The sequence below is a fragment of the Nonomuraea rosea genome, assembly GCF_039539705.1.
Lineage (GTDB): Bacteria > Actinomycetota > Actinomycetes > Streptosporangiales > Streptosporangiaceae > Nonomuraea > Nonomuraea rosea.
The window spans coordinates 97,224-113,684 of the sequence record NZ_BAABDQ010000036.1; the positions used below are offsets into that span (position 1 = coordinate 97,224).

At 70.5% G+C, this 16,461-nt stretch carries 11 protein-coding genes; 6 read left to right on the forward strand and 5 right to left on the reverse strand.

Going from position 1 to position 16,461, the window contains the following annotated elements; all coding sequences use genetic code 11:
- Window positions 1-41 precede the first annotated feature (41 nt).
- Window positions 42-1,241, reverse strand: coding sequence for a hypothetical protein (locus ABEA43_RS50570; RefSeq protein ID WP_345573289.1), 1,200 nt, complete (start codon window positions 1,239-1,241; stop codon window positions 42-44).
- 113 nt (window positions 1,242-1,354) lie between these two features.
- Window positions 1,355-2,989 carry a dolichyl-phosphate-mannose--protein mannosyltransferase gene (locus ABEA43_RS50575; protein WP_345573290.1) on the reverse strand — a complete coding sequence of 545 codons (1,635 nt, stop codon included), beginning with the start codon at window positions 2,987-2,989 and terminating at the stop codon, window positions 1,355-1,357.
- A 57-nt stretch (window positions 2,990-3,046) separates the two neighbouring features.
- Here ABEA43_RS50575 and rsmI point away from each other — a divergent pair, with 57 nt between their 5' ends.
- Window positions 3,047-3,916, forward strand: coding sequence for a 16S rRNA (cytidine(1402)-2'-O)-methyltransferase (rsmI, locus tag ABEA43_RS50580; protein WP_425570561.1), 870 nt, complete (start codon window positions 3,047-3,049; stop codon window positions 3,914-3,916).
- Window positions 3,917-3,926: 10 nt separating this feature from the next.
- On the forward strand, window positions 3,927-5,513 hold the full coding sequence (locus tag ABEA43_RS50585; protein WP_345573292.1) for a dolichyl-phosphate-mannose--protein mannosyltransferase: 1,587 nt from the start codon (window positions 3,927-3,929) through the stop codon (window positions 5,511-5,513).
- On the opposite strand, the gene ABEA43_RS50590 is transcribed toward ABEA43_RS50585, so the two are convergent.
- Complete coding sequence (locus ABEA43_RS50590) at window positions 5,449-6,996, reverse strand: hypothetical protein (RefSeq protein ID WP_345573294.1); 1,548 nt, start codon at window positions 6,994-6,996, stop codon at window positions 5,449-5,451. The genes ABEA43_RS50585 and ABEA43_RS50590 overlap by 65 nt on opposite strands.
- Window positions 6,997-7,095: 99 nt before the next feature.
- On the opposite strand from ABEA43_RS50590, the gene ABEA43_RS50595 reads away from it, so the two are divergent.
- Entirely contained in the window at window positions 7,096-8,316 is a 1,221-nt protein-coding gene (locus tag ABEA43_RS50595; RefSeq protein WP_345573295.1) for a glycosyltransferase family 2 protein, read from the forward strand.
- Between the two features lie 94 nt (window positions 8,317-8,410).
- Window positions 8,411-10,192: a methionine--tRNA ligase gene (metG, locus tag ABEA43_RS50600; protein WP_345573296.1), complete on the forward strand. Its 1,782-nt coding sequence runs from the start codon at window positions 8,411-8,413 to the stop codon at window positions 10,190-10,192.
- On the opposite strand, the gene ABEA43_RS50605 is transcribed toward metG, so the two are convergent.
- Together ABEA43_RS50605 and ABEA43_RS50610 are read right to left on the reverse strand one after the other, a co-directional pair.
- Window positions 10,137-11,363 carry an FAD-dependent monooxygenase gene (locus ABEA43_RS50605; protein WP_345573297.1) on the reverse strand — a complete coding sequence of 409 codons (1,227 nt, stop codon included), beginning with the start codon at window positions 11,361-11,363 and terminating at the stop codon, window positions 10,137-10,139. The two genes, metG and ABEA43_RS50605, sit on opposite strands and share 56 nt — an antisense overlap.
- Window positions 11,364-11,453: 90 nt before the next feature.
- Window positions 11,454-14,591 (reverse strand): ATP-binding protein, encoded by a 3,138-nt coding sequence (locus ABEA43_RS50610; protein ID WP_345573298.1) that lies wholly within the window; start codon window positions 14,589-14,591, stop codon window positions 11,454-11,456.
- Here ABEA43_RS50610 and ABEA43_RS50615 point away from each other — a divergent pair.
- Together ABEA43_RS50615 and ABEA43_RS50620 are read left to right on the forward strand one after the other, a co-directional pair.
- Window positions 14,590-15,465 (forward strand): TatD family hydrolase, encoded by an 876-nt coding sequence (locus ABEA43_RS50615; protein ID WP_345573299.1) that lies wholly within the window; start codon window positions 14,590-14,592, stop codon window positions 15,463-15,465. The genes ABEA43_RS50610 and ABEA43_RS50615 overlap by 2 nt on opposite strands.
- 83 nt (window positions 15,466-15,548) lie before the next feature.
- Window positions 15,549-16,457: a ubiquitin-like domain-containing protein gene (locus tag ABEA43_RS50620; RefSeq protein WP_345573300.1), complete on the forward strand. Its 909-nt coding sequence runs from the start codon at window positions 15,549-15,551 to the stop codon at window positions 16,455-16,457.
- The last annotated feature ends 4 nt before the right edge of the window (window positions 16,458-16,461 follow it).

Below are 16,461 nucleotides of genomic sequence, written 5' to 3' on the forward strand. Positions count from 1 at the left end.
GCCGGTCAGGAAGCCTGACCGGCTGTCAGCCGGTCAGGGGGTCACCCTGAGCTGACGTATTTTCTGGGCCGCAGCGCATGGGCCCGCAACGCCGCCAGGGCCGCGAACTGCCCCGGCCGGTCCATGCGTACCGCCAGCTCGTCGCTGAACGCCAGCCCCAGCGCCGTGAGCTGGGCGATCAGCTCCGTCACCGGCCTGACCACGTCCTCCAGGCTCGTCGTCGGATGCCAGCCCTCCCCGCCGACCACCTCGGCCACCCGCTCGCGCAGCTCGGCCGGCGACATCAGGGTGCCGTCGGCCAGCAGCAGGAGCGCGGCCTCACGGGCCGACACCTCGAACTCGTGCTCGCCCCTGGCCAGCAGCAGCCGGGTGACCGCCGACCACATGGCGTCAGGGGAGTCGAGCAGCCGCCTGCCGTGCTCGGTGATGGACAGCTTCTGGCCGTCCCTGCTGATCGCGCCCAGCTCCCGCTCGGCCAGCTCCCGCAGCCGGAGCGCCTCCGGCGAGGGCGCCAGCCGCAGGGGCAGGCTGCCCTCCCTGGCGGCCAGGGACAGCAGCCCGCGCAGAGCGGGCAGGGGTTGCGGGCTCACCGGCGCGTGCAGGCGCACTTCGAACGGCTGAGCCAGCTTCCGCCTGGCCGGGCCGCGGCCCAGCACCCAGCGGTTGAGCCGCTCGCCGTGCACCCGGTTGAGCCAGCTGTCGCCGCCCAGCTCGGCGCGCGGCTCGGTGAGCCAGCGCCGGGTCAGGGCGGTGCGGTCGATCGGCTCGCCGGAGACGATCCCCAGCTCCAGGGCGGCCGAGCAGGCGATGTGCGCGCCCAGCTCCTCCGGCCCCATGATCATGCTCCACTGCAGCTCCGGCACATCGGGCGGAAGCACACCCGTGGCCTCGAGCGCCTGCTGATAGGCGCTGGTCCCCGCGTCCTCGCCCTCGCGGGCGTAGGTGCGCAGGATCTGCTGGGTCGTGGGCGACACGCACAACGCGGCGTACCGCTCCATCCCGCCGAGCTGGAGCAGCCGCCCGAGCGACCGCGCCAGGCGCTCGTGGTCGCCGCCGGGCTTCAGCGGCCCCACCTTGATCGGCAGGGTGTACCAGAGGAACTCGCAGACGTCGAGCTGGGTCACCGTCTCCAACGGTTCGCCACCCGTCAACCATTCGACGGCGGTCCTGGCCTCTTCGGCCAGGTCCGGCTGAGAACGCTCCAACTCGGCGAGAAGGGCGGTGACATCCGGTGCACTCATGCCTCGAAGTTTGCCGTATCGACCCCGGGCCTGACGATGACCGAATCCGGTGCGTATTGGGTCTTGCACAGCGACTACCCTAAGAAACCACTATTGAGCCAAGTGTAGCGTGATCATATCCACCGTTTTTCGAAGAGCATGCGAGCCTTCCATTCGGTGTAGGGGATCAACTCGGCCGACAGGATCGGGTGGAGCCACCAGAAGTTGATCACAACGAGCAGCGCGAACGCGCCGACGACGGCCGCCCCGACGGTACGCCGTACCGGCATGGTGCCCGCGGCGGTCGGTGTGGACGGGCCGATCAGCAGCCCGGCGCACAGCGTGATGGCCAGCACCATGAACGGCACCATCGGGATGGCGTAGAACAGGAACATCGTGCGGTTGTCGGCGATGGCGAAGTAGAACCAAGGGAGCCAGCCCATCGCGTACGCCACCACCACGGCGCCGGCCCGCCAGTCGCGCGAGGAGAAGTACCAGGTGATCAGCGCGACCAGCGCGGCCACCGCGCCGAACCAGATCACCGGCGTGCCCACCCCGAGCACCGCCTCCGAGCAGTCCTTGACGCCGCAGGCGTTCTGCTTGCCCTCGTAGTAGAAGGCGACGGGACGCAGCAGCAGCGGCCATTGCCACGGCTCGGACATATAGGGATGCGAGGTCGCCAGGTCGCTGTGGAAGGTGAAGACCTGCCACTGGTACTTGATCCACGACCGCATCGAGTCGAACAGGAAGAAGAGCGGATTGCCCGCCGAGGTGGCCTGGTCCCAGTCGCGCCCGTAGCCCGTGGCCGTGGCGAACCAGCCCGTCCAGGTGGCCATGTACGTCACGAACGGCACCACCGCGAACGCCAGGACCCCCTGCGGCACGTCCTTGTTGAACGCGCCCACGTACGGGTTGCGCAGGCCGATGGCCCGGCGCGCCCCGAAGTCCCACAGCAGCGACATGATCGCGAACGCGACCGCGAACGCCAGCCCCGACCACTTGACCGACATCGCCAGGGCCAGGCAGACACCGGCGCCGATCCGCCACCACCTGATCCCGAGCGAGGGGCCGTGCGATGACAGGGGCGACTTCTCGTACCAGGTGACGAGCCGTTCCCGAGCCTGGTCGCGATCGGCCACCAGGCAGGCGAACGCGGCCAGCACCCAGAACATCAGGAAGATGTCCAGCAGCGCCGTGCGCGAGAGCACGTAGTGCAGGCCGTCCAGGGCCAGCAGCAGGCCGGCGAAGCAGCCGAGCAGCGTCGAGCGGGTCATCCGGCGCGCGACCCTGGCCAGGACCAGGATCGACAGGGTGCCGATCAGGGCGGCGGCGAAGCGCCAGCCGAACGGGTTGAGCCCGAACAGCCACTCGCCCGCGCCGATCATCCACTTGCCCAGCGGCGGGTGCACCACGTAGGAGGCGCACTTGTCGAGGGTCTCGGCCGTGCACGACTGCCAGATGTCGGTGTTGTTGGCCAGGATCGCCTTGTCGGCGTCCTTGATCGTGACGCGCTCGACCCCCCACGTGATCAGGGAGAAGGCGTCCTTCATGTAGTAGGTCTCGTCGAACACCACGGCCTTGGGATGGCCGAGGTTGACGAAGCGCAGGATGCCGCCGAAGACGGTGATCAGCAGTGGGCCGATCCACCCCCACAGGATGCTGCCCCGCATAGGAGGTATCACCCGATCGCGTACGGACCGCGTCTGGGGCTGGCTCACGCCGGCCTCCGGGCTTTCGTAGGCCTGGTACGGGGAATCGGTCACCGCCATTCGGACATCGTACGGGCCCCAAGGCGGTCCTTACCCAAGAAACACGGTCTAATTGGGATGCCCTGCCACAATGGTCAGGTGACTAACGACGGCAGGTTGGTGCTGGCAGGGGCGCCCATAGGCCAGGCGGGCGACGTCTCGCCGCGACTGCGTGAAGTGCTCGAAAGCGCCGACGTGGTGGCCGCCGAGGACACCCGGCGGCTGCGCAGGCTCGCGAACGAGCTCGGCGTGCAGATCACCGGCCGGGTGGTGTCCTACTACGACCAGAACGAGGCCGGCCGGGCCCAGGAGCTCATCGAGACGCTCAAGGAGGGCCGCACGGTCGTGGTGATCACGGACGCGGGCATGCCCGGCGTCTCCGACCCCGGCTACCGGCTGACGCGCCTCGCGGTCGAGGAGGGCGTCACGGTGACCGCGCTGCCGGGGCCGAGCGCCGTCACGACCGCGCTGGCGGTGTCCGGGCTGGCCAGCGACCGGTTCTGCTTCGAGGGGTTCCTGCCGCGCAAGCCCGGCGAGCGGGCCCGCCGCCTGTCGGCCCTGGCGGAGGAGGAGCGCACGATGGTCTTCTTCGAGGCGCCACACCGGCTGGCGACCTCGCTGGCGGCCATGGCGGAGGCCTTCGGTTCCGACCGGGAGGCCGCCGTGTGCCGCGAGCTGACCAAGACGTACGAGGAGGTGCGCAGGGGCGGGCTCGGCGAGCTGGCCGAGTGGGCCGCCGCGGGCGTCAAGGGCGAGATCACGGTCGTGGTCTCCGGCCACGTGGCCGGAGACGAAGAGCCGGACCTGGACGAGCTCGTCGCGGAGGTGGACCGCAGGGTCGCGGAGGGGACCCAGCGCAAGCTCGCCATCGCCGACGTCGCGAAGGGCGCGGGGGTGCCCAAACGCGAGCTGTACGACCTGGTTCACAGGCGGACCACCACGCCATAGGGTGCGCATCGTGAGGAACAGGGGGGTCGTGGCGCAGCGCCTGGTCCCGCCGATCCAGGGCGGCGCCCTGGCGGGCTGGGCGGGGCCGCTCCTGATCGCACTCTTCGGCGGCATCCTCCGCTTCGTCAGGCTCGGCGAGCCCAAAGCGGTCGTCTTCGACGAGACCTTCTACATCAAGGACGCCTACTCCCTGCTCAAGCACGGCGTCGAGCGCACCATGCTCGGCAACGCCGACAACCCCATCGCCGACAAGCGCCTCATCACCGGCAACCTGGACATCTTCCAGCACTGCCCGAAGCAGGTGGACTGCGCGTCCTTCGTGGCCCACCCGCCGCTGGGCAAGTGGATGATCGGCGCGGGCGAGTGGCTGTTCGGGATGACCCCGTTCGGCTGGCGCTTCGCCGCGGCGCTTGTCGGCACGCTGTCGATCCTGATCATGGCCAGGGTCGCGCGCAGGATGACGCGCTCGACGCTGCTCGGGTGCCTGGGCGGGCTGCTGCTCGCGCTCGACGGGCTGCACCTGGTGCTCTCGCGCACGGCGCTGCTGGACATCTTCCTGATGTTCTGGGTGCTGGCCGGGTTCGCCTGCCTGGTGGCCGATCGGGACTGGGCGCGGCGGCGGCTGGCCGGCTGGTACGAGAGCGCGCCGATCAGCGAGCTCGGGCCGCGGCTCGGGCTCAGGCCGTGGCGGGTCGCGGCGGGAGTGTGCCTGGGGGCCGCGTGCGCGGTCAAGTGGTCGGGGATCTTCTTCCTGATCGCGTTCGCGGTCATGAGCGTGATGTGGGACATGGGGGCCAGGCGGGCGCTGGGGCTGCGGCAGCCGTACCGGGGGGCGCTCTCGTACGACGTGCCGGGCGGGTTCGCGGCGCTGGCCGTCGCGCCTGCGGTGACGTTCCTGGCGTCGTGGACCGGGTGGTTCGTCACGGCGGGAGGGTGGGGGCGCAACTGGGAGCAGGCCACCTCCGCCGGGCCGTTCTTCTTCGTGATCGACTCGGCGCGGTCGTGGCTGAAGTATCAGACGCAGGTGCTCGGCTATCACAGCGGCCTGGAGGCCTACCACCCCTACATGTCGGAGCCCTGGCAGTGGCCGCTGCTCTTACGCCCGGTCTCCTTCTACTACCCCCCGGACCTGCCGGCCTCGGCGTGCGGGGCGAACGACTGCTCGCAGGCCGTGCTCGGGGTCGGCACCCCCGCGCTCTGGTACGGCGCCGTCCTCGCGCTGATCGCGATCATCACCTGGTACGTGGCCACCCGCGACTGGCGGGCCGGGGCGACGCTGCTGGGGTTCGGGGCCGGCTGGCTGCCGTGGTTCTACTACGCCATCGCCGGCAACCGGACGATGTACCTGTTCTACATGATCCCCGTGGTGCCCTTCATGGTGCTGGCGATCGTGCTGGCGGCGGGGCTCGTCCTGGGCAGGGCGGGGGCGTCCTCCGGGCGGCGGTCGGCGGGGGCCGCGGCGGTGGGAGGGTTCGCGCTGATCGTGCTGATCAACTTCTGGTGGCTCCAGCCGGTGCTGACCGCCGAGACGATCACACAGGCAGAGTGGTGGGCTCGGATGCTGATGCGTTCTTGGGTGACCGCCGCGCCCAAGTGACGCCCTTGCGCAGCGTGATCGCCGCCGCGATGCAGGCCAGCGGCACGGCCGGCAGCACATAGCGGTAGTCGAACTCCGCCGTCGCGGCCGGCGCGAGCAGCAGGCCGACCGCGCCCAGCCACGGCAGCACCACCGGGCCGCCGAACTTGCGCCAGCGGACCGCGACGCCGTACAGGCCGACGAGCAGGATGCCGCCGAGCATGATGCCGCGCAGGTAGAACACCTGCTGGTAGCCGCTCATGATGCTCGCCCACGGCTGCACGATCCTCGTCTCGGGCGGGCCCTGCTCGTAGCTGAACGCATCGGTGTCGGTCCGGCCGCCCGCGTACGACGACCACTTCGGCAGCCGCTTGGGCTGCCCGTTCTCGTCCAGCTCCACGTAGGGCTTGAACTGGTACATGTTGTACGTCGACTCGTCCGGGAAGCGCGGCCGCGCCCAGTGGAACGAGCGGAAGAAGTCACGCACGACCACCTGGAGGTAGTCGCCCGGCTGAGACAGGATCGCCCGCGTGGCGAACGCGCTCGCCGCGTCGTTGGTGATCTCGCTCCACTTCTTGTTGACGCCCCACCGGTGCAGCACCTCGCCGGTGGCCGTGCCGTTGTGGCTGCCCTGGCCCCACAGGTACCACTGTGCGTATTCCTTACGGGCATCGACCGGTTCGTTGATGCACAGCAGCAGGAGCTGGACCTCTTTGTACTTGTCGAACTCCATCTTGTTGCAGTCGGCGAAGATCGCGGTGCGCATGTAGAGGATGAGCCCGTCGCTGTTGGTCATCGCGAATTTGCCGTACGCGGAGGCGAACCACCCCATGTACGCCATGACCGGGATCGCGCACGCGGTGAGCACCGCCACGATCGGCCGCCAGCCCGTCCGCTTGACCAGCAGATAGAGCACCACCAGCGCGAGGATCGGCATGCCGATGGAGCGGGTCAGCCAGGTCAGCGCCAGCAGGAACCCGACGACCGCGCCCGCCTTCCACGACAGCCGCCGCTTCCACAGCACCAGCGTGATCACACCCACCACCAGCAGCGTGAACAGCGTGTCGGACATCACGAGCTGTTCGAGCTGGATCTGGTAGGCGTCGAACAGCACCGGCGCCGCCGCCAGCGTGGCCCCCCACTTCGGCAGCCTGAACTTGATGCGCAGCAGCGCGTAGATCAGGCAGGCCGTGGCGAGCCCCATCAGGTGCTGCGTGAAGATCACCAGCGAGAAGCTGTGGAACGGCTTGAGCAGCATCAGCCAGAAGCTGTAGCCGTCGGGCCTGATCGGATGCGGCCGCAGGTGCAACGACACCGAGACGTACTCGTAGGAGTCGTTGAACCACATGGCGGGTCCGTAGCCGAGCATGGTGATGAGCCGCAGCAGGGCGCCGACGCCGAAGGCCGCGGCGAACGCGCGGTGCCGGCCCACCATGGACAGCAGGCGTGCTGCCCAGCCAGGGGCGGAGTGGTCCACAGGGGTAATCTCCGCGACTCTCACCATGCTGTAAAGAATGCCAGTCGTTTTTGGGTCTTGACCCGAGCATCCGTGGGCACAGGGCATGATGGTTCACTGGAAGAGCCTTAACTGAAGGGTAGACACGTGGAACTGACGGTGGTCATGCCCTGCCTCAATGAGGCGGAGACCGTGGAAGTCTGTGTACGCAAAGCACTGGCGTGCATGGCGGAGCACGGCATCGAGGGCGAGGTCCTGATCGCCGACAACGGCAGCACGGACGGCTCTCAACAGCTCGCCCGAGACGCCGGCGCCCGCGTGGTCCACGTCGATGAGAAGGGCTACGGCAACGCCCTCATGGGCGGGATCCGAGCGGCGCGCGGCACATACGTCATCATGGGCGACGCTGACGATTCCTACGATTTCACCGCGCTGCTGCCGTTCGTCGAGGAGCTGCGCGACGGTGCCGACCTGGTGATGGGCAACCGCTTCAGGGGCGGCATCTCCCCGGGCGCGATGCCCCCGCTGCACCGCTATCTGGGCAACCCGGTGCTGTCCTTCATCGGGCGGCTGTTCTTTCCCTCGGCGATCAAGGACTTCCACTGCGGGCTGCGTGGTTTCCGGCGCGACTCGATCCTGCGCCTGCAGCTCCAGACGGGCGGCATGGAGTTCGCCTCGGAGATGGTGGTCCGCTCCACGCTGTCCGGGCTCGACGTGCGCGAGGTGCCCACCACGCTCTCGCCCGACGGCCGCTCCCGCCCGCCGCACCTGCGCTCGTGGCGTGACGGCTGGCGCCACCTGCGCTTCCTGCTCCTCTACAGCCCGAAGTGGCTGTTCTTCTACCCCGGCGTGCTGATGATGGTCCTCGGCCTGGCGGCCGGGACGGCGCTGACGTTCGGGCCCGTGGAGATCGGCGAGCTGGCCTTCGACGTCGACACCCTGGTCGGATCGTCGGCGCTGGTGGTGATCGGCTTCCAGGCGGCGCTGTTCGCGGTCTTCACCAAGGTCTACGCGGCCGAGGAGGGCTTCCTGCCCGAGTCGCCGCGCATCCGCAAGCTCATCGACATCGTGAGCCTGGAGAAGGGCCTCGTGGTCGGCGGGCTGCTCGCCCTGGCCGGTCTGATCGGCCTGGTCATGTCGCTGGTGCACTGGCAGGTGCGCAGCTTCGGCGAGCTCGACCCGCGTGAGTCGCTGCGTATCGTCGTGCCCTCCGCGACGGCGTTGATCATGAGTTTCCAGACGATCTTCGCCGCGCTGTTCATCAGCATCCTCGGCATCCGCCGCACCCGCGAGAGCTCCATCGACGTCGCCGCCAAGGCCGCGGAAGAGGCCGCAGAGGCCGTCAAGCTGGAGAAGTCCAAGCACTGATGACCACCTCCTTCACGCGGTGAGCCGCGTGGAGGAGGCGGGTCTCGGGGTCGGCAGGCTTTTGGCGCGGGGCCGCGCAGATAGGCTTACATCCATGTCCCAGCACATCTTGACCGCCGTCGCGTGGCCGTACGCTAACGGCCCCCGCCACATCGGGCACGTCTCCGGATTCGGCGTGCCGTCCGACGTCTTCAGCCGCTACCAGCGGATGGCGGGCAACAAGGTGCTGATGGTCTCCGGCACCGACGAGCACGGCACGCCCATCCAGGTGCAGGCCGACAAGGAGGGCGTGAGCGCCAGGGAGCTGGCCGACCGCTACAACCGCGTCATCGCCGAAGACCTCACCGGGCTGGGCCTGTCCTACGACCTGTTCACCAGGACCACGACGAAAAACCACTACGCCGTCACGCAGCAGATCTTCAAGGGCCTCTTCGACAACGGCTACATCTTCCCCAAGACCACGATGGGCGCGATCTCGCCCTCGACCGGCCGCACCCTGCCCGACCGCTACATCGAGGGCACCTGCCCCATCTGCGGCTACGACGGCGCCCGCGGCGACCAGTGCGACAACTGCGGCAACCAGCTCGACCCGATCGAGCTGATCAACCCCAAGAGCCGCATCAACGGCGAGACCCCGGTGTTCGCCGAGACCGAGCACTTCATGCTCGACCTGCCCGCCTTCGCCGAGGTGCTCGGCTCCTACCTGCAGTCCAAGCAGGGCGAGTGGCGGCCCAACGTGCTGAAGTTCGCCCTCAACCTGCTCGGTGACCTGCAGCCCAGGGCGATCAGCCGCGACCTCGACTGGGGCGTGCCGATCCCGCTCGACGGCTGGCGCGACCAGCCCAACAAGCGGCTCTACGTCTGGTTCGACGCGGTGATCGGCTACCTGTCCGCCTCCATCGAGTGGGCCAGGCGCTCCGGCGACCCGGACGCGTGGCGTCAGTGGTGGCAAAACCCCGACGCCCGCGGCTACTACTTCATGGGCAAGGACAACATCGTCTTCCACGCCGAGATCTGGCCGGCCATGCTGTTCGGCTACAGCGGCATCGGCGCGCGCGACGGCTCGCCCGGTGCGCTGGGCAAGCTCGACGTGCCCTCCGAGGTGGTCTCCAGCGAGTTCCTGACGATGGAGGGCAAGAAGTTCTCCTCCTCCCGCCAGATCGTCATCTACGTGCGCGACTTCCTCGCCCGCTACGACGCCGACGCGCTGCGCTACTACATCTCGGTGGCCGGCCCGGAAAACCAGGACACCGACTTCACCTGGCAGGAGTTCGTCAACCGCAACAACGGCGAGCTGGTCGCCGCCTGGGGCAACCTGGTCAACCGGTCGATCTCGATGGCGGCGAAGAACTTCGGGGCCGTCCCCGAGGCCGGCGACCTGACCGACGCCGACCGGGCCCTGCTGGAGCGCTCGCGCAACGCGTTCGCCCCGGTGGGCGCGGAGCTCGGCAGGTCGAGGTTCAAGAACGCCATCACCGAGGCGTTCGACGTGGTCCGCGACGCCAACAAATACCTGGCCGACCAGGAGCCGTGGAAGCTCAAGGACGACCCCGCGCGGCAGAAGTCGATCCTGCACGTCGCGCTCCAGGTCGTCGACGACGCCAAGACGATGCTCACCCCGTTCCTGCCCGGCTCGTCCAACAAGGTCCACGCCATGCTGGGCGGCGAGGGCGTGTGGTCGGGCATGCCGGAGATCCGCGAGGTCGACGAGGACGGCGGCACCCCTTACCCGGTGATCACCGGCGAATACAACGGCGGGGCGCGCTGGGAGCACCAGCCGATCAAGCCGGGCACTCCGCTCGCGCCGCCGGTGCCGCTGTTCAAGAAGCTCGACCCGAAGGTCGTCGACGAAGAGCTGGCCCGGCTGGCCGACTGACTCCATAGTCCTTGAGGCTGATGGCGCTCGCGGTCTTCCTGACCGACTTCGCCATCAGCCCCTTCCATGGCAGGTAGGGCAGCAGCTTGTAGTTCTGGTTCATGAACCAGGCCATGAATCTGCTCTCCGGGACCATCCACTTGCTGACGCCCACGGCCGACTGCTGGCAGCCGGCGGCGTAGTCGCGCACCGCCCGCTCGTAGGCGCCGAAGGCGGCGCGGTGATCCCCGCCGGCCGCTGCCAGCTCGCCGGCCAGCACGTACGCGCTGACCATGGCCAGCCCGGTGCCCATGCCGGACAGCGGCGAGGCGCAGCAGGCGGCGTCGCCGAGCAGCACCACCCGGCCGCGTGACCACGAGTCCAGCCGCACCTGGCTGACCGAGTCGAAGTAGAAGTCGTCCGCCTGCCACATCCTGCGCAGCAGCTCCGGCGTCTCCCATCCGACCCCTTGGTACGCCTCGGCCAGCAGCTCCCGCTGGCGGTCGAGGTCGCGCCTGTCGTAGTCCAGCGGCGGCGAGCCGAACCAGAACACCGCCTTGGCCTCGGTGTTCTGCTTGGCGCTGTAGAGCGAGACCATCTTGCCCGGGGTGCTGTAGGCGTGCCCGGTGTAGTCCAGGCCGAGATAGTTGCCGGTCGTGAACACGGCGCAATGGAGCCCCAGGTAGGACAAGTGGTCCTGCTCCGGGCCGAACGCCAGGGACCGCACGTTCGAGTGCAGGCCGTCCGCTCCCACCACCAGGTCGAAGCGCCGCTCCGGCCCTCGCTCGAACGTCACCGTCACCCCGTCCGCGTCCTGCGCGATCGAGGTGATCGAATCGCCGAAGACGTACTCGGTGCGGGCGCTGGTGGCGTCGTAGAGGATGCGGGCCAGGTCGCCGCGCAGGATCTCGACGTCGCCGGCGAACAGGTCGGCGGGCATCGCGACCAGCTTCTTGCCGGCCTCGTTGACGTTCCACATCGAGCCCATGTGGGTCTGGGCGCGTTCGATGCCGGGGAGTATGCCCATCTTGCGCAGCACGCTCAGGTGGGCGTCACCGCGGAAGTCGACCGAGTAGCCGCCTTCGCGAAGGGCGGGGGCGCGCTCGACGACGGTGGTGCGGTGGCCGTACCGGTTGAGCCAGAGTGCCAGGGCGGGACCGGCGACGCTCGCGCCGGAGATCAGAATGTCCATGCCGCAGAGCCTGACCGGGCCCGCTCACCGCGCCCTCACCGCGCCCTCACCGCGCCCTCACCGCGCCCTCACTGGGCCCTCACCGCCCGCTCACCGCGGGTCGTCCGGGAGTGTGGCCAGTTCGCCGGTGAAGGTGGTGAGCTCGTTCAGCGGTGACCGGTCGATGATCTCGTCGGGAATGCCGACGAGGCGCAGCGACTCCCGGTGGGAGAGCTGCGCGCCCGCGCGCCGCGCCCTGGCGAACGCGCGCTCGCCCAGCACGACCCGCGCTTCCCGCGCGGCCTCGGACTCGCCCGGCAGCATGACACCTCGCATGGCGGTCGCGGCCCCCAGCAAAGTGGCACACAGCAGAGCACCCTCAACGGCGTCGCCGTCGGTGAGTGCCAGGGCGGCCAGGGCTTCGACCGCTCGGGCGCTTTCCGCCAGCGCGCCCGTGCGGACCGCGTTCTCGACCGCCTCGCGGTAGTGAGTACGGGCCGCGCCACGATCGCCCTCGGCCTCCGCCAGCTGCCCCAGGCCCACCATGAGCCGCGTCCGGTTGCCCGAGGTCTTGACCCACTGCGGGTCCGACTGCCGCAGCGCCTGCTCGTACAGCTCCCGAGCCCGCCCCAGATCCCCCTCCCGTGCCGCCACGTCGCCCAGCCCGCGCAGCGCGGAGGCCAGGTAGATCGGCAGGCCGGCCCGCCTGGCCAGCTCGGCGGCCCGCTCGTAGTCGGCCCGAGCGCCGTCGAGGTCGCTCCCGATGCGATGGTCGCCCCTGTTGCAGAGCAGGTCCGTCATGTCCTCCTCGGCGCCGAGCTGCTCGGCCAGCGCCAGCGCCTCCTCCGTGTGGGCCAGGGCGGCGGCCTCGTCACCACGGGTGGCCGCCAGCCACGACAGCCCGTCCAGCGCCAGCGCCGACCCCCAGCGGTCGCCGAGCGAACGGAAACCCTCCAGCGCCCCCGTCAGCTCCGCCTCAGCGGCGGCGAACTCACCCGCGGCCATCTGCGGATACGCCCAGATCAACCGCGCGGCGGCCCGCTCCCACGGATCGGACGCGCGCGCCGCCCGCCGGAGCATCTTGAGCGCCACACTGGAGGCGAGGGTCCCCGCCGTGATCATCGGCCACAGGTACGTGACGATCGGATACCGGTGCGTGCTGGATGAGCCAGGCCCGTCCGTGACCATCGTCTCGGCCCGCGACCGGTGCCGCTCCCAGGACGGCCGGGCCGCGTCGTCGCCGGTGGTGGCCAGCAGGCACAGCACGTACGCGTCGCCGAGCGCCGGATCCGGCTCGGGACCCGCCGCCTCCAGCAGGGCGATCGCGGCGCCGGTGGTCGTGGCGCGCGTGCCGCGCATCCACAGGTACGTCGACTGCGCCGCCAGCAACCGCATGCCGAGCGCCACCTCACCGGATTCCACCGCCCAGCGCAGCGCCGCCTGCAGGTTGTCGTGCTCGGCGGCCAGCCGGTCGAGCCACCGCACCTGCCCCGCCCCGCGCAGCTGCGGCTCGGCCCGCTCCACGAGATCGAGGAAGTACGTCGCATGCGCCCTGCGCACGGCCGGAGCGTCGTCCCCGAGCCGCTCGGCGCAGAAGGCGCGGATCGTCTCCAGCATGCGGTAGCGGCCGCCAGACGCCTCCAGGAGGGACTTGTCGGCGAGGGAGTCGAGCAGCTCCTCGGCCTCCGCCGGCCCACACACCTCGGCGGCGGCCCGGGCGGTGGCGCCTCCGGAGAAGACGGTCAGGCGGGCGGCCATGGCCTGTTCCGGTTCGGTGAGCAGGTCCCAGCTCCAGCCGACCACGGCGCGCAGGGTCTGGTGCCGGGCGTCGGAGGTGCGGCTGCCGCGCGACAGGAGGCGGAACCGGTCCTGGGCCGTGAGCCGTTCGGCCAGCTCGCCGGTCTCGTGCGTACGCAACCGGGCGGCCGCCAGCTCGATCGCCAGCGGGAGGCCGTCGAGCGCGGCGCAGATCCGGCCGACCGCCTCATCCGGCACGAAATCCGGGCGGGCCGCCCTGGCCCTGTCGGTGAAGAGGGCCGCGGCGGCTTCGGGGGCGAGCGGGCGTACCGGCCAGAGGTGTTCGGGGGTGATGCCGAGCGGCTCGCGGCTGGTGGCGAGGACGCGGAGCGCGGGACAGGCGGCGAGCAGGCGCTCGGCCAGGATCGCGACGGCGTGCACGAGGTGCTCGCAGTTGTCGAGGATCAGCAGCAGGGGCCGCTCGGCCAGGGCGGCGATCAGGCGGGACACCGAGCCGGGCCGCTCGGCGCCGCCCAGCCCCGGGCCGCTCAGCAGGCCGCTCTCGCGCACACCCAGCGCGTGGAGCACCACCTGCGCCAGGTCGGCCTCCGCATCCACCGTCGCCAGCTCCACGACGACCGTGGCGGGGTCCGGGCGGGCGACCTCGATCGCCAGCCTGGTCTTGCCCGCGCCGCCCGGCCCCAGCAGCGTCACCAGCCGGGCCGCGGCCAGCAGCGCGGTGACCGAGGCCACGTCGTCGTCCCGGCCCACGAAGCTGGTCAGCCGGCCGGGCAGTGCCCTGGGCGTGGCGGCCGTCCCGCGCAGCAGGCTCCGGTGCAGCTCGGCCAGCTCGGGCGACGGGTCCGCGCCCAGCTCGTCCGCCAGCAGCCGCCGCGCCTCCTCGTACGCCACCAGCGCCTCCGCCGGCCGCCCGGCCGCGGACAGGGCCCGCATGAGGAGCGCGCGCAGCCGTTCCCGCAACGGGTGGCGTTCGACGAGCTCGCCCAGCTCGGCGATGAGCTCCCGATCCGCGCCGCACCGCAGCTCGGCCTCGATCCGGTCCTCGACCGCGCCCAGCCGCCGCTCCTCCAGCCAGGCCCCCTGAGCGGGGTCGAGGTCGGCGAAGGCAGGTCCCCGCCACAACGCCAGCGCCTCGCGGAGCACCGCCGCGGCTCGTACGGGATCGCCCGCCGCCCGTCCCGCGTCGGCCAGCCCCAGGAACCGCTGGGCGTCGACGTCCTCGGGCTCCACAGGCAGCCGGTAACCGGCCGCGGTCAGCTCCACGGAGATCCCGTCGCGCCTGAGCCTGGACACCTGCGAGTGCAGCGCGTGCGTGGCGTCCTTGGGGATCCGGTCGCCGTACAGGGCCTCGATGAGCCGATCAGGGGAGACGACCGCGCCGGGCCGCAGCAGCAGGAGCGCCAGCAGCGCGCGCCTGACCGGCCCGCCGAGCGGCACCTCGGTGCCGTCCGCACGCCAGGCGCGGGTGGTGCCGAGAACGCCGAACCGCATGGAGGCTACTTTAGAGTGCGTGACCAAGCTTCCCGCCGCTCCAGAGCCGCTTTCCGCTCCTGTGTTCGACAGCCACTGCCACCTCGACATCATGGTCGGCAACCGGCAGGCGTCCTCGGGCGACCCGGTGGCGCAGGCCGCGCAGGCGGCGGCGGCCAGTGTCCGGAGCATCCTGGAGGAGGCCAGGGAGGTCGGGGTGACCCGGCTGGTCACGATCGGCTACGACCTGAAGTCCTCCCGCTGGAACGCGGAGGTGGCGGGGGAGCAGGAAGGCGTGTACGCCGGGGTGGCCATCCACCCGAACGAGGCGCACGAGGCCACCCCGGGGGTGCTGGCCGAGATCGAGGCCCTGGCGGGGCGGCCGGAGGTGCGGGCGGTGGGGGAGACCGGGCTCGACTACTACCGCGACTGGGCGAGCAAGGACGACCAGCACGCGAGCTTCCGCGCGCACGTGGAGATCGCCAAGCGCACCGGGAAGGCGCTGGTCATCCACGATCGGGACGCGCACGACGACGTGCTGAAGGTGCTGGCCGCCGAGGGGGCGCCGGACAAGGTGGTGTTCCACAGCTTCTCGGGCGATCCCGAGATGGCGAAAAAGTGCGTCGAAGCCGGATATTTCATGTCTTTTTCCGGTCCGGTGACGTACAAGAACGCCGCCTATCTCCGTGCGGCGGCCGAGGTCGCGCCCATGGAGCTCATGCTGGTCGAGACCGACGCCCCCTACCTCCCGCCGGTCCCGCACCGGGGCAAGCCCAACGCCCCCTACCTCATCCCGCTCACCCTGCGCTGCCTCGCCGAGGTCAAGGGGGTCCATCCGGACCAGTTGTGCGAGGCGATCAGCGCGAACGGAGTCACGGTCTTCGGCGAGTGGTGACCATCTTTTGGTGAACCGGTGGATGCGGGCCTGCGGCCGCCGCTAGCGTTCGGGCGGTCCAGCCCCGCTACCGGAGGTGGTTCGTGCGAGGCAAGAGGCGTGCGCCGCGTCCGCCGATCCCGTGGCGTTCCCCGTGGACGCCCGTGGTGTGCCTGGCCGGTGCGCTGGCCGTCGGCACGCTGGTCGTGGTGTCGTTCCTGGTCAAAGACGTGGTCGTGGTGGTCGACGGCCGGCCGGTGGCCGTGCGCAGCTTCGCCGGCACGGTGCACGGCGTGCTCGGCGACGCCGGGGTCGCGCTCGGCTTCGGCGACGTCGTACGCCCGGCCGGCCAGGAGGAGGTCTCCGACGGCGCCACCATCGAGGTACGCCGTGCGCGCCCCATCACGCTCACCCTGGACGGCCGCACCAGCAGGCACCTCGTCACCGCCACGAACGTCGGCGATGCCCTGGCCGAGCTGGACATCGCCCCCGCCGCCGGCCGCCTCTCCGCCCCGCCCGACGACGCGGTGCCGCTGTCGGGGATGGAGCTGACGCTCTACACCAGGCGCAAGGTGTACGTGGTCGCGGGCACCACCAGGCTCACCTCCCGTACGACGGCCAGAACGGTCCGCCAGGTGCTCAGGCAGCAACGCGTCGCCCTGCAGCGCGGCTACCAGGTGAGCCCGCCGCTCGGCAGCTTTCCGAAGGACGGGACGGTCATCACGGTCACGCCGCCGCGTTCCGTACAGATCAGGCAGGCCATCCTGCGGCTCAACTGGCGGGCCCTGGCGGAGTGCGAGGCCCACGGGAACCCGCAGGCGTACAACGCGGAGGGGCCGTACTACGGGATGTACCAGTTCAGCCTGGCCATGTGGCAGGCCGTGGGCGGGATGGGGCTGCCGAGCACCTGGCCGGCGGAGGAGCAGACGTACCGGGCTCAGCTCCTCTACCAGCAGGTGGAGGGCCGCTGGCAGAGCCAGTGGCCCAACTGCGGCGCCACCCTGTTCACCTGATCGC

What these genes read in the sequence shown, in the direction of transcription:
- ABEA43_RS50590 (WP_345573294.1), bottom strand. Translation starts at nt 6,996, where the DNA reads ATGGTGAGAGTCGCGGAGATTACCCCTGTGGACCACTCCGCCCCTGGC.
- ABEA43_RS50610 (WP_345573298.1), bottom strand. Translation starts at nt 14,591, where the DNA reads ATGCGGTTCGGCGTTCTCGGCACCACCCGCGCCTGGCGTGCGGACGGC.
- metG (WP_345573296.1), top strand. Translation starts at nt 8,411, where the DNA reads ATGTCCCAGCACATCTTGACCGCCGTCGCGTGGCCGTACGCTAACGGC.
- ABEA43_RS50605 (WP_345573297.1), bottom strand. Translation starts at nt 11,363, where the DNA reads ATGGACATTCTGATCTCCGGCGCGAGCGTCGCCGGTCCCGCCCTGGCA.
- ABEA43_RS50575 (WP_345573290.1), bottom strand. Translation starts at nt 2,989, where the DNA reads ATGGCGGTGACCGATTCCCCGTACCAGGCCTACGAAAGCCCGGAGGCC.
- rsmI (WP_425570561.1), top strand. Translation starts at nt 3,047, where the DNA reads ATGCCCTGCCACAATGGTCAGGTGACTAACGACGGCAGGTTGGTGCTG.
- ABEA43_RS50615 (WP_345573299.1), top strand. Translation starts at nt 14,590, where the DNA reads ATGGAGGCTACTTTAGAGTGCGTGACCAAGCTTCCCGCCGCTCCAGAG.
- ABEA43_RS50570 (WP_345573289.1), bottom strand. Translation starts at nt 1,241, where the DNA reads ATGAGTGCACCGGATGTCACCGCCCTTCTCGCCGAGTTGGAGCGTTCT.